Source organism: Streptomyces sp. NPDC059989 (assembly GCF_042736975.1).
GTDB lineage: Bacteria > Actinomycetota > Actinomycetes > Streptomycetales > Streptomycetaceae > Streptomyces.
In genome coordinates, this window is record NZ_JBHWUO010000028.1 from 26,944 (window position 1) to 40,123 (window position 13,180).

11 protein-coding genes are annotated in these 13,180 nt (G+C 68.6%); 8 read left to right on the forward strand and 3 right to left on the reverse strand.

Annotated features, from left to right (window positions below):
• Positions 1-928 precede the first annotated feature (928 nt).
• Together ACFWBN_RS24330 and ACFWBN_RS24335 are read right to left on the reverse strand one after the other, a co-directional pair.
• Positions 929-1,345, reverse strand: a complete 417-nt coding sequence (locus tag ACFWBN_RS24330) for a hypothetical protein (protein ID WP_385179021.1) — start codon at positions 1,343-1,345, stop codon at positions 929-931.
• A 51-nt stretch (positions 1,346-1,396) separates the two neighbouring features.
• Complete coding sequence (locus ACFWBN_RS24335; protein ID WP_385179022.1) at positions 1,397-2,098, reverse strand: hypothetical protein; 702 nt, start codon at positions 2,096-2,098, stop codon at positions 1,397-1,399.
• Between the two features lie 1,312 nt (positions 2,099-3,410).
• On the opposite strand from ACFWBN_RS24335, the gene ACFWBN_RS24340 reads away from it, so the two are divergent.
• The 8 genes from ACFWBN_RS24340 to ACFWBN_RS24375 all read left to right on the forward strand — a co-directional run bounded on the left by ACFWBN_RS24340 (position 3,411) and on the right by ACFWBN_RS24375 (position 12,067).
• Positions 3,411-4,490 (forward strand): PQQ-binding-like beta-propeller repeat protein, encoded by a 1,080-nt coding sequence (locus tag ACFWBN_RS24340; protein ID WP_385179023.1) that lies wholly within the window; start codon positions 3,411-3,413, stop codon positions 4,488-4,490.
• A gap of 427 nt (positions 4,491-4,917) precedes the next feature.
• On the forward strand, positions 4,918-5,562 hold the full coding sequence (locus ACFWBN_RS24345; protein WP_385179024.1) for a hypothetical protein: 645 nt from the start codon (positions 4,918-4,920) through the stop codon (positions 5,560-5,562).
• 162 nt (positions 5,563-5,724) lie between these two features.
• Positions 5,725-5,910, forward strand: a complete 186-nt coding sequence (locus ACFWBN_RS24350) for a hypothetical protein (protein WP_385179025.1) — start codon at positions 5,725-5,727, stop codon at positions 5,908-5,910.
• Positions 5,911-6,180: 270 nt separating this feature from the next.
• Positions 6,181-6,996, forward strand: a complete 816-nt coding sequence (locus ACFWBN_RS24355) for a hypothetical protein (RefSeq protein ID WP_385179026.1) — start codon at positions 6,181-6,183, stop codon at positions 6,994-6,996.
• A 322-nt stretch (positions 6,997-7,318) separates the two neighbouring features.
• The gene (locus ACFWBN_RS24360; RefSeq protein WP_385179027.1) at positions 7,319-8,575 is read left to right on the forward strand and encodes a DUF2716 domain-containing protein; all 1,257 of its coding nucleotides are present in this window, start codon (positions 7,319-7,321) and stop codon (positions 8,573-8,575) included.
• A gap of 436 nt (positions 8,576-9,011) precedes the next feature.
• On the forward strand, positions 9,012-10,172 hold the full coding sequence (locus ACFWBN_RS24365; RefSeq protein ID WP_385179028.1) for a ParA family protein: 1,161 nt from the start codon (positions 9,012-9,014) through the stop codon (positions 10,170-10,172).
• On the forward strand, positions 10,169-11,347 hold the full coding sequence (locus ACFWBN_RS24370; RefSeq protein WP_385179029.1) for a ParB/RepB/Spo0J family partition protein: 1,179 nt from the start codon (positions 10,169-10,171) through the stop codon (positions 11,345-11,347). Before ACFWBN_RS24365 ends, ACFWBN_RS24370 begins: the two co-directional genes overlap by 4 nt.
• A 351-nt stretch (positions 11,348-11,698) precedes the next feature.
• Positions 11,699-12,067: a hypothetical protein gene (locus ACFWBN_RS24375; protein WP_385179030.1), complete on the forward strand. Its 369-nt coding sequence runs from the start codon at positions 11,699-11,701 to the stop codon at positions 12,065-12,067.
• Positions 12,068-12,202: 135 nt separating this feature from the next.
• Here ACFWBN_RS24375 and ACFWBN_RS24380 read toward each other — a convergent pair whose 3' ends face one another.
• Positions 12,203-12,973 carry a hypothetical protein gene (locus ACFWBN_RS24380; protein ID WP_385179031.1) on the reverse strand — a complete coding sequence of 257 codons (771 nt, stop codon included), beginning with the start codon at positions 12,971-12,973 and terminating at the stop codon, positions 12,203-12,205.
• Positions 12,974-13,180 lie beyond the last annotated feature (207 nt).

A 13,180-nucleotide genomic window follows, 5' to 3' on the forward strand; every position in this document is an offset into this window, starting at 1 on the left:
GTTCCCGAGGGTTCATCCCCGCATCTGCAGGGGGCAGCGCTCCGGCCTGATCGGCCCCGCAGCCGTCCAGGGTTCATCCCTGCATGCGCAGGGAGTAGACGCACTCCTCGGTGAACAGCGCGGTGTAGTCGGGTTCATCCCCGCGTGTGCGGGGAGCAGTGGCAGCCGAAGAAGCGCCACTCGGTGTTGGTGGGTTCATCCCCGCAGGCGCGGGGAGCAGATCACCGGGGACGTCGGTGCACAGGTCATGCCAGGTTCATCCCCGCGGGTGCAGGAACCGGGCCGCCTGCCTCTCGATGGCGCGCTGCCAGTGGGGAGCATCCCGCGGTGCGGAGAGCAGTTCAGCGAGTACCCGGCCATTGGAGCTCAGGTGGGGCCATCCCCGCGAGCGCGGGAAGCAGTCCTCGTGGACCCGCACCGCGTACGGGGTGTCGGGTTCATCCCCGCAGGTGCGGGAAGCAGATCAGGATCGCAGCCACGCCTCCGCCCATCCACGGTTCATACCCGCGCACGCGGGAAGCAGAGCTGCGTGAGCAGCTCGGTGATCTGGGCCTGTGGTTCATCCCCGCTGTGCAGGGAGCAGTGGTACAGGCTGGTGTGGAACACGGCGGCCCCGGGTTCATCCCACGTGCGCGGGGAGCAGGCTTCGTAAACTGCAACCCTACGGCCGAAGAGGCTGGTTTCTGAGCAGTTTCACGGAATCCGACATTTCTACGATGGCGCGCATATCGGCTGCGCTTCTGAGCCGCAGGACGTCGCCGGCCATGACACTGGCGCGGCATCGAGTGGGACACGGTCGCCGGCTTCGACGTTATCCAGCTGCCCTGAGCCGGGACTCGGCGGATATACTCGGAGCACCAACTGTTACTCAGGCGCGGAAGGCCCCCACCTCGGCGGGGGCCTTCCGTCTGTGTGCGCTTCCGCAGCTTCAGGCGACCTGCAGCTTCGGGCGGCCCGTCGCGGCCGGCGGGGCCTGGTGGTACGTCGGCAGCTTCAGGTTGGGGAGATCCCCCGCCTGAATGCGGGCGAGGGCGGCGCGGAACGCCGCTTCCATCGACTCCGGGGTCTCGTACTTCGCCGCCAGCGGGTGCAGCCGGTACGAGTTGCCGGTGCGCTCCTCGCTGCGCGGCCTGAGCACGATGTTCAGCTCGCACAGCGGGGCCATGAGTCCGCTGACGGCCTGGGGCGTGACCCCGTACTCGGCCGCCATGTCCTTCTGCCGCACCGGCAGCGTCCCCCCGAACTCGCTGCGCGAGACGAGGTACTGGAGGAACTTGACGGCAGACCCGGACAACGGCAGCGCCCAGATGCGCTCCGCGATGATCGGAGACATGACGTTAGCCATGGAACAGCCTTCCTCGTGAGCGGGCGCCCGCGCAGGGGCATGGCAGCACTATCACCCGGTACGCCTCCTCGCGCGATAGGTCTCCTCGGGCTCGATGCCGAGATCCAGCTCCTCCTGGTGGGCGCCTTCCGGCCCCACGGCGTACGGGAACACCTCGGTGTCGTGCTCGTGCCGGTCGGCGATCTCGGCCAGCACCTCCTGCTGGGAAGCGCTGTTGCCGTGGAACCACAGGCGCACGTTGATCTGGATCCGGCCGTTGCCGGCCTTCTCCACCCAGTTGTAGCCGCACAGCGCCTGGACGGCCCGGTTGACCGTGGACCGCGTGATCATCTTGCCGCCCTTCTGCGCGGCAATCTTGTTCAGGCCGTCCGTGATCTCCTGCTGCGTGTACTGGGTGATGCCGGTCCCCGGCACCTGTCCTCCCGCGACGAAGAGGAAGACGCACAGCTGGGACTTGGTGATGCTGTTCGCGACGGCCAGCTGAGCCAGCAGCTGCGTGAACCAGTTGCTGGCCAGGCTGTATCCGGCGCCCCCGGCCATGTCGTGGACGGCGCGCGGATCGGTCGCGTACTCGAAGTGGACTCCCTTGAGCCGACGGCGGCCGCTGGGGTCGGCCGCTTCGGCGACCTTCTCCCCGAGCTGCTGGCCGAGGACCGCCAGGATGTCTCCGTACTCGGCGTCGTTACCCGCGGCGGTGGGGGCGGGTACAGGCCGGGGCCCGCGCCGACGACGGGCGGGCGGATCAGATGTCACAGGACCTCCTTGTTACTCAGGCGGTCCGAGACTATCCAAAAAATCAACCAGTGCTTGTCTTTTGACGCCTCGGCGCGTCGGAGGGGAGCCCCGATCCCGACCCTGTTCGAACACGGCGCAAAAAGTACACGGTACGTGAAGTTTTCTCGCCGCCAAGCACCGAAAGTACACGACTCCTTGATTTAGGTTGTCGTGATGACGTCACATTCATGTAGGTACCACGGATGAGTTCGGGCTCCTCGGCTGCCTCGCCCCAACTCGCTGACCTGCGGTGTTCCAGGGCCAGTTGGCTGGCTCAAAAAATCAACTGGTGCTTGAGTTTTTCGCGAAATGTGCTCGCCAGGTACACATTTCAGGAGGCCAAATGTGTCCTGGGGGACACATACCCTTCGGCAAACCTGCAGGTCAGAGGCGTGCGGCGGCGGCGCCCTCTTATTAAAGAGCAACGTGACCGACGGCCTCAGCGGACGCCCGCCTGTGGTGGGGAGTGCCCCACTCCTCCGGCTGCTGACACATCGACACACCAGCACAGGGGCACACCTTCGGGCTTGATACTGCTTCCGCCTCACCCACTGACACCTCAGCCAGCGCACCTTCACCTTCTGTCGGCTGCGGGTATCCCACTGCCTGAACACCCGCACATCAGCCCCGTCCGGGATCAACCACTCCTTGTCCTTGCCCTCATGCCCAGTGAGGGCGCCCAGCGCCCGAGGGGTGCACCGCCGACCGTCAGGGAGGCGGGGCAGGGCGTGAGGGGGAGCGGGTCCAGGGCGCCTGAGCGCCTGGCGAGGGGGTCTGGGGGGCGAGTAGCCCCCCATGCCGAGGCCGGTCCAGCGCGGCCTAGGCGCTGGCGGGGTCCAGGGGCTGGCCCCTGGGATTCACGGCCCGCGGTCGAGGAGGGACAAGAACACTGTCCTCGATCCTGGCGATCGAGGACGCCTTCGGCGTCGCTCACGCGATGCGCTGCGCGCACCCGCGGCGGATACGCCATAGGAAGCGGCGTCTCAACATCCACGACTCGACGACGTCGGGTCTCCTCTAAAGTGATCATTTTCCGAGGGGGATGGGGCCCAGCTTGAACTCGATGCGTTCACACCGATGCCTGCTGGCCGGAACGGTACTGGCGTTGGCGGTCGCCGCGACGGGATGTTCGTCGACGCCCGATCGTGTCGACGCAGCTCCGCCGGTGGTGGCGAGTCAACCGGTGGTGCCGCCCCGGGTCGCTCATGATCCGCCGACGACGTTCCGGCCGACGGGTGTCCTCATGCCGTGGGAGGCGTACTCCGGTCTGCTGAACGTTGCAGGAACGTGGATGTACGAGGCCGAACTCCCCGTCGCCTTGCACGGGGAGACTGCCTACGTGGCCACGACCGACCGCCTCCTCGTCTTCGACACCACCAACCAGCAGACCAGGCAGACCATCCGCCCCGAGGGCGGCGAGCCGATCTCAACCCTCACGCGGGGCGAACGCAACAGGGCGGCTCCCCCCGTGGTCACCGAGGGCGACTCCCCACTGGTCCTGGCCCCGTTCCTGATCCGGCAGGCCGGGGCAGGTACGCAGGCCGCGCGCGACTCGGCAGAGCTCGTCGCGACCGACGCGAAAACAGGCAAGGCCGCCTGGCGACTCTCGCTGCCCCTCCCGGACTGGACGAAGGGCGCCCCGGAACCGCTGACGGCCTCGGTCGTCGGAGCCGCCGGGAACGTAGCCGTCGTCACCCTCGCCCACAAGGACACGGTGTTCACCAACGCGTCCACCACCTATGCGATCGACCTCACCGCACGCCGAGTGCTGTGGAGCCAGGAAATGTTCAGTGCCGCCACCCTCGCGGGCGGCGTCGTGGTCGGCGAGAAGAGGAAGACAGCCTCCGACGACTACAGCACCCCTGCAGGCTACGACCTGACCACAGGGGCCGAGCGGTGGCAGGGCCAGGAGCACATCAACCTGGAGCTGCGTCCGGCGGGGCCGAATCTCATCCACTTGTACGCCCGAGACAGGGGGGATTACCGCATCGTCTACGAGCGGTTCCTCGACCCGCGGACCGGTGAGGTCCGGCAGAACGCCGTTCCGGTCCCCGCCCGGTGCCGGCACGACGGCGCGAGCGCGGTCGTCTGCTGGGGCCGCGACCGGGTCCGGGGATTCGACGCCACAACCGGGACCACCCTGTGGCAACTGCCCGATGAAAAGGCCGGTCGTATCGCCCCCCAGGTGACGACGGTGTGGCACGGGAGGGTCTACGCCAAGACGGCCAACGGCACCGTGGCCCTGGACTCCCGCACCGGCGCGGACCTGCCCACACCACCGGTCATCGCCCCGGACCTCGTCAACGCCTTCACCGGCATCGCGATCTCCAAGTCCGGCGATGACGTGACGGCTTACCAGACCGCCAGCTGACCGTCACCCGAATCCGGCCCCGGCGTGCGAGCGCCGGGGCCGGATTCGGATCTCGATCTTTTTCCTCGGGGCGGCTCTTCGTTCCCCAGTCGGTTGCTGTCGGCAACTGGGGCCAAGGCCGCCCGTTTGTGGAGTGTGCGGGCCGTGCCGGCCTGTGGCGCTGAACAAGCCCCGTCAATGGGGAGTCCGGGACGCGGTGGTGGCGGTGACCGCCGCACCCTTCACAGCAGGCTCATCGACACCAGGGCTTCCGTTTGGGGAGCGGTCACTGTGACCGCTCCCCAAACGCGTCTTGCGGCGGGTCTCCCCGAAACCGGGCCTCCTGCCCTTATCCAGGATTCCTTAAGGTTCGTGCAGCTCAGATGGGTGGTCGGGGGTGCAGGCAAGTAAGGCACGTCATGGCGGGCAGGCTGTCTATGCTGCCCCGATGACTGAAGTGGACATGAAGAAGTCGCAGGGTGAGACCGTGGACCGGGGTACGTACCTCCTGTTCACCCTCGTCGTGGTGGGGCTCGGCTGGATCATCGCCGCAGCCAACACAGGGATCTCGTATCTCGCTTTGGGCATGGACGTGATCCCGACCATCACCGGCTTCATCGGGTGCCTCGCCTTTGTGATCTTCTTGCGTTTTCTTCACCACGCGTGGTGGCTCGCCTTCTTCTCCTGCCTGCCGGCGGTGTTCGTCCTCGTGGGCTCGGTCCAGTACGCCCCCGAGGCCACGCTCGACAGCCGGGGTGTGCGCGAGACCGTCCGCATCGCAGCCGACAGCGCCGCCGACGACGGCGGCTCGAACCACCGCTTCACCCTCATCGGCCGGTCGGGCGAGCTCAAGGAGACCCTGGACTACGACGGAAGCGACCCGGAGTGGAAGGTGGGCGACCGGATCGAGGTCATCAGCGACCCGGAGGGTGTCGTCCCGCTGGAGGCGGCCTCCGACGTCGATCCGGGCAGCCAACTCGGCACTCTCGTCATAGGCGTCGTCGGATGGACGGGCGTCACCCTGCTGGCCGGCCGACGCGGTTTCGTACGGCGACGCGCGGGTCGGCGCCCCGCATTCGAGGACTTCGACTGAGCTGCGCCGGCGCTGATCGATCCGGCCTCAAGGTCGTTTCGACCGAACCGAAGTTGAGGGCGAGGAGCACATCCCTCACAGGGCCAACATGCCTCACACCCCTCGGATACCGTTCAGGCAGGTAGCGCCCGCCCCCTACTTGCCGCACTCGCCTTACGGCTCGTGAAGACCGTAGATGACATCTGCGACGACGGGGATATGGAACAGGCGCTCGTGACCGCGGTCAACAACATCGGGGTTCCGGTCGACAGCGCACACCCCACAAGCTTCGGTGAGACGGGACAACAGGACAACCCACGTGAATCACCCGCAGAGGCAGAAAAGGTGACCGCCAGAATGGGGCCGTGAACGGCCGTTCTCCGGACTGTTGGTGTGATGTGGCCTTGCCTGGCCTGGAAGGCCTCAGGGCGGGCGTACAGCGCTCCGGGGCCACCCGGGGCCGACTGGTCTTCTCTTCAAGGTCCCCCGGACGGCCCACTGAGACTTAGCGCTCTAGGTGGCCCTTTAGCGCGCTACTTGGCTCTGACCGTTCTTCCGTGACGACTACGCCGGAAGGACAGCCGTCGAGACCAGGGAGGCGCTGGGGTAGCACCGGGTCTGCGCTCATATCCTGAGCTGATGTATGAGAACTCCGCCGCTCTGGCGACCGCCCGCTGGCCGCTCGCCGCGTCCGCGGAGACCGACTGGCTGAGGGAACTGGCTGCCGGGGACGGGCTCACCGGGTTCATGCCGCCGGCGCTGCCCGACGCGGCCTGGGTACTCCATGCCATGTACGAACACGAACTCGGGCCCTTCGACATGTCGTACGGCGAGTACCTGCGGGCCTTCCTGAACAGGAACAGCACCAGTCCCGAGATCATCCCGGGTCTCGACCCCGCAGACGTGTTCACCGACCCTTCGGACCCCTTCGCCAAGTCCACAGGCGAGCACCCCGGACCACGCGATCGCCGCCTGCGCTGGGCAGAGCTCGCCCAGCGGACCGGCGATCCCGTCGCCTCCGAGGGGCGTCTGCCCTGCCACACATCCTTCCCTTCGCTCCGCGAGTCGGGCGGGTGGCCGGTCGGCATCACGGGTCCGTCCGAGGGCAGCCTGGACCGCTCTGACTGGAACCGGCTGGTCGAGATCCTCATCGAGCGCAGCCCGCAGGGCGCTGACACCCGCTGCCTCGCCTACTACACCCCGTTGGTGAAAGGGGCCGAGGACTTCGACAACCTGCACGTCCGGGCAGGCCGGCTCGCAGACGCGAAGGCCCTGTACGACCACCCCGAAGAAGACTGGTGGACCCCGTCCAACCTCTGGGCTCACGACCGGTCCTGGGTCCTGTGCACGGACTACGACCTGTGGGCCACCAAGGTCGCCGGCCCGGCCCCGCTCGTCGAGGCTCTCCTCAACGACTCGGAGATCGAGGCCGTACGACTGCCCTGGGCCCCCTGATCCGACCGCCCGACCTGCGGCCAGTTCGGCGTCAGCTAGTTCCCCGCCCAGGTGGTCACATTCCCTCATCGGGACGCTGACCGCCGTCGGCCGCCTCGCAACGGGAAGTCGCATGGCCGCAAGATAGGTACCCGTCAATGACGGGTATGGGCTTCAGCCCTCCCCGCCCAGCGTCGCTACATTCTTTTCTAAATGGCCCGTGCCGCCGTGGGGGCGCCCCTGACCTGCGTGCATGTATGGATGGTGGGGAACCTGCTGCCCCGAGGCGTGTATCCATGGTCCGGTCGCCGGGACGCCTCCGAGCCCGTCTAGGCTCCCGCGCATGGACATGGGTGAGCGGTGGGCGGAATACGACGGGCTGCGGGGGCGGGTCCCCTCGTGGCATCCGGTCGGGGTGGTGGTCGAGGCCGATGGGCCGGTCGTGCGCCGGCACTACGGGACGCACGGCACGGCCGAGCACGCCCCCCTCGCGCCCGGGACCGACATCGCCAGCCTGGTGCGCCGCCAGCGGGAAGCCTTCGCAGAGCGTGGCGAGCCGGTGGAGTGGAAGGTGTACGGGCACGATTCGCCGGACCTGGGCCCGGCGCTGACGGCGGCGGGGTTCACTCCGGGCTGGGAGCGTTCCGTGCTGATTGCCGAGGAGCTGCCGGCCGAGAAGCCCGATGTCGTGGCGGAGCCCCGGAACGAAATCCGCAGCCTGTACGCGGTACAGGAGCAGGCCGAACGGGCCTGGGAGATCGCCGTCGGTTCCCCCGGCCCGCACGCGGTGCCCTATGCGGAGATGATCGCGGACGGCCCCTCGGAGCACGGCGACGTCTACATCGACGTCCTCCTGCAGCACGGCGAGGTCACCGCCGTGGGCTGGGTCTACGCCGACCTGACCCGTCCCTTCAAAATCGTCGGTGGGCTGAGCGGCGACGACGCAGACTTCGTCCAGGACTGCACCGCCCACTGGCGCACGAAGAGCTCGCGTCCCCTCCTCGCCGAGGCCGGAGGCCCCCTGCGCGAGCGGCTTCTGAAGGCCGGCTTCATCGAGGCCGCCACCGTCCGCTCCTACCACTGGCGCCCGACCGGCACCCCCGAGACCACCCGCCCCGCGCAGTTCCTCGACTGGCTCCTCGACGCCGTTCCACTGTGGGACCGCCTCTTCACTGGCTTCGACTTCAAGCCGAGCACCACCTCCCTGCCCGCGATCAGCGATCCCGTTCCCTCCGCCGTCTGGCATCTGCACGCCCACCACCGGCCCGTCCCTCACCTCCCCGAACAGATCGACGCGATCGTCCAGCGCGGACTGCTCACGGCCACCGAGCCCGGCGAGTTCGTCTACTGGCTCGACTGGCAGCACGACGGCTACCGCTACGACCCCCGCCGCACCGACCTCCCCGGACGGCCGCCCCGACCCGGCGACGGCACCTACCCCAATGGCGACTACTACCTCCACCTCACCGACGACCTCCGCCTGGGCACCTTCGGCCACCCCTGGGAACAGACACTGACCGTCTGGGGGTCCCCGCTGCTCGCCGCCGTCGAGGCGGAACTGACCGAGCTGCTCGGAGAGCCGGTCAGGCGCCGCGACTGAAGGGTGGCCCGGTCCCCGTCCTCGTCTTGAGGTCGGGAGCCCGAACGCCCCACAGGTTGGCGCGGTTCCGCAGCGCGCCGAGTCGCACAACGGGCGCAAAAGCTGAGTGGTGTAGTTGGCCGGACGGGCCAACTACGGCGTCGGGCCCGGTCCAGGACCGATCCATGCAGGGCGGTCGGTCGAAGCGATGGGCGCAACGCATCAGGAAGCTGAAGAAGGTGCCGACGGTCTCGTACCGCTCCGCGCACTCGCCGCCGACCGCGATCCCCCACTTGTTCGCGTCAGGATCGCAGGTGAGAGGCGCCCCGGGCCGGTCTCTGGTAACCGTCGTGGGAGGGATCCGGAAGATCTATTCGGGACAACACGGGTCATAGCCAAGCAACATGTTTCGGTGTGGCTCTTCGCCTTCCGTCGAGAAGGTTAGTAAGGTACCCGCATGACCGCTCCATACGATCCGGAAGTCAGGGAAAAGGTAGTCGCCAAGCTGCCCGCCCCCCTGCGGCAGGAACTCAAGGTCCGCGCTGCCCAGTTGGGCGTGGACATCCAGGACGCCGTCACCGAGGGCGTTCACGCCTGGCGTGCCGACGCCTCCGCGGCGATCCCCGTGGACACCTCGGGCGCCTCCTCCTTCTCCACCTACCTCCCCACCGGTCTCTACGGGGAGTTCAAGGAGGACTGCCGGGTGCGGGAGGTCCCGTACAACCAGGGCCTCGCCCAGTCCATCCGGCTCTGGCTCGACACCCATCCCTCCCCCGCCGGTCGGCGCCGGCCCTCCCACGAGGGCGCCCGCCGGATCGTGGTCTGCAACCAGAAGGGCGGCGTCGGCAAGAGCGCCATCAGCAACGGGCTCTCCCAGGCCCTCGCCGAGACCGGCGCCCGCGTCTGCGTCATCGACTTCGACCCCCAGGGCCACCTCACCCGCCACCTCGGCGCCGAGATGCTCGGCATCAAGGAGCCGAGCCTCGCCAAGCACATGCTCGGCGAGATCGAGGGCGGGGTCCGCGAGCTGCTCGTGCCCATCGAGCACGGGGTGTTCGCCGGCCGCCTCTTCCTCCTGCCCTCCTGCAAGGACGCCTTCCTCCTCGACGCCCGGCTGGCCACCACCCGCCATGTCCGGACGAAGGAGACCGCGCTGGAGAAGGCCCTGGAGGAGCTGGAGGAGGAGTTCGACTACATCGTCGTCGACTGCCCGCCCAGCCTCGGCTACACCATGGACACCGCGCTCTACTACGCGCGCACCCGCGAGGGCGAAGCCCCCAAGACCTCGGGCATCATCGTGCCCGTGCAGGCCGAGGACACCTCCGCCGACGCGTACGACATGCTCAGCGAGCAGCTCGAGGACCTCATCGACGACCTCGACATCGAGATCGCCCAGCTCGGCTTCGTCGTCAACCTCTACGACAGCCGCAAGGGCTACGTCGTCACCTCCTCCCTCAACAGCTGGAAGGAGTTCGGCGACCCGCCGGTCATCACCGTCATCGCCGACCTCAAGGAGCAGCGCGAAGCGGTCCGCGTCAAGCTGCCGCTGCTGTACTACGCGCCGGACTGCGAGCAGTCCGAGGCCATGCGCGAGATCGCCCGGAGGATCGCGGCATGAGCAAGAGCGACCTACTCGGCACCGGCGCCGCCTTCAGCAACGCCCGCCGTACGGGCGGCCGCAGCGAGCGCGGCCGCGCCAAGGCCATCGCCCAGGGCGACCTGCCGGCGTACGAACTCATCCGGGTCCCCCTCGACCAGGTGTCCCCCACTCCCCTCAACCCGCGCCGCAACTTCGGCACGGACGAGGAGATGACCCGCTTCGGCGAGGAGCTGCGGCAGGCGCAGCTCTCCGCCTGTGTCCTGGTCGGCCGGGGTGCCTACCTCGCCCTGTGGCCCGACCACGAGTCCCGGATCGGCGCGGCCGCGTACGTCCTCATCAACGGCGAGCGCCGCTTCCGCAGTGCGCTGCACGTGGGGCTGGAGTCGCTGGACTTCGTCGTACGGGACGACCTCGCGGCCTCCCGTACGGACTTCATCGACCACCTCCTCGCCGAGAACCTGGAGCGGGAGGACTTCGACGTCATCGAGCGCGCCCGCGGTGTGCAGCAGCTGGTCGACTCCTGCGTGGAGGAGGGCGGCCGGGAGCACGGGGCCAAGTCGCGGGCCGCGGAGCGGCTGGGCAAGTCGCCGTCGTGGGTGACGAACCAGCTGGTGCTGCTGGAACTCCCGGAGGAGATCCAGGCCATGCTCAGCTCGGGGGACCTCCCGGAGCGGGACGGCCGGGTGCTGGCGCGCACGGCGAAGGACCGGCCGGGTGCCGGTTCGGCCGAACTGCTGGCCTTCCTGAAGGAGACCAAGGCCCAGGAGGCCCAGGTCAAGGCGGTGCAGCGGGAGATCCTGCGGGACGCGCAGGACTCCGTACCGGACCGGGTGGCGGCTGAGCCGACGCCGGCCGGGGGAGTGGCGGCGGCGCCCGAGCGGGATCCGCAGCCGGCCCGACTTTTGTCCGCGGACAAAAGTCGGGAGCCGGAGGCACCCCCGGCGGCGCCCGCTCAGCCCGCCCCGGAGATCGCCGAGCCGGTCCGGGCGACGGCACCCGCACCGGCCCCGGTGACGCCGAGCGCGCCGGAACCGGAAGGTGTCATCCCGCCCCAGGCCCGGAGCACGGAGGCGCCCGGCCCGCTTGCGTGGCAGGACCCGAAGGCCGTCTACGAGGCGATCCGCCTCAACATGTCGGCTGAGCACCGCGAGGAGCTGGCCATGCTCCTGATCGAGAACACCCAGGGGAGCTAGCAGCCGACCGCCCCGACTTTTGTCCGCGGACAAAAGTCGGGGTTCCAGCCGAGAGCCCCACCGCGAACGACGAACGCGGTGGGGCTCTCGGCATCGGACCTTGCGGGTGTGTCTGTTCCGTGGGGAGGAGTCACCGCTCGGCAGCGTCGGCAGAGCGTGCCACGGCAGGTCCGCGCTCCGGGGGCCTGACCTGGCAGCGGATCTTCGAGCAGTTTCAGGCTGAGGCCGATACGAAGGGCCCCGCCTGGCAAGCCGTGGGGCTCCTGATCCTGCCGGACCCCCATTCCTTCCATGGCATCCCGACTACGCTTGCCATGGTCACGGCCAAGATCGAACGAGGGGGGTACACCCATGCCGTACGAGACCGGCGCGAAGGTGAAGCTGACCAGGGATGTGCAGCTCACCGCAAACGACACGGCGGCCAGGATCGGCTTCCCCGGTCCGCTGTGCCTGGCCGAGGGCTTGGAGGGCATCGTCACGGGCTCGGCAAAGGAAGCCGGCGGCGGCATGGCTCAGGACGGGCTAGCGGAATTCGAACGGCGAGTCCGCGGCGTCCAGTTCGATGGCCACACGGCCGGCATCATCGACAATCTCCGTCAGCAGATCATCCGGCACGGAGGGCTCGACGCCGGAGTCGGCGCTCAGATCAGATACAGGGTGCGCTTCGAGAACGGGTTTGTTCTGGGCGGTCTTGAAGAAGGCTGGCTGACCGAAGCCTGAGTACCTGCCACCGCGCCCCCGCCGCCCGGCGGGGGCGTCGCGGTCTCTGTAGCCGGTTCTCACCAGCCTCGCCCGAGATGGCGGACGGGAGCCGGCGAAGAAGCCTCACCGGCCACCGTGCCGGTGCGGTCCTCCTCAGCCCGGGTATGCGATCGAGCCCAGCGGCGGGCAGGGGATGAGCGTGGTGCCGGCGCCGGGGCGTTCGACGAAGGCCCGGGCCTCGGCGGCCCGCAGGCGTTGGGAATCCAATGCGTCGGCGTGCCAGGCGTCGCGCCTGGCACGGTCGTAGTCCCACGAGTCGTCGATGAGACTGAGGCTGGTATTGCCGGAGCTGCGCTGGAACTCCGACTTCAAGGCGGCCTGTTGGAGTGCGGTCTGGGTCGCCGCGAGGTCGATGCGGCTGATCAGGACGCCGAGGGTGTTCGGTTCCCGGGTCGGCATGGGGGCCTGCGGAAGCAGCGACACCCCGGTGTCGAGACGGCCGATGTTGTCAACGGCCGCTGTCTGGGCGTCCCGCACCATGAGCTCCGTTTCCTGGTGCAGCCAGAAGAACTCGTCGAGGTCCGCCTGGGTGATGCGCATCCGCTGATACAGGGCCCGGAAACGGGGATCGTCGTGCAGCGGACGTATGGGGGCGGCGTGGAGCGCCACGCAGTCGTTGTAACCGGCTGCCACCGCGGCGTCGAGGTGGAAGATTCCCTGGTTCGCCTCTCCGCGGAGGACGGCCAGGACGCCGAGGCTCGAGTGGCCCGCGGCGACGAGCCAGGTGCCGTCGGGGCCGAGCACCGTGGCGCGCGCGACGACGTCGTGGAAGCCCGCGGTGCCCACCGCGGCGGGACCATGGGTCAGGACCTCCACCAGCAGTTCGTGAACACGGGCGGCCAGTGAGTTGACGGTGTCGACCATGGATCTCCTCGGACCTCGGTGGTGAAGAGCGTAAAGGGTGTTGACTCTGGCAACCCCCGTGTACATGACGGGCGGACGGGGTGAGCGGTTCCTGCTCGGGCCGGGCCGTGGTCACGAGTGGCATCGGCTATGGCGAAGCGCGCGGCCGAGGGTACGGCCTGATGCCGGAGCGGCCCGACTTTTGTCCGCGGACAAAAGTCGGGCGCT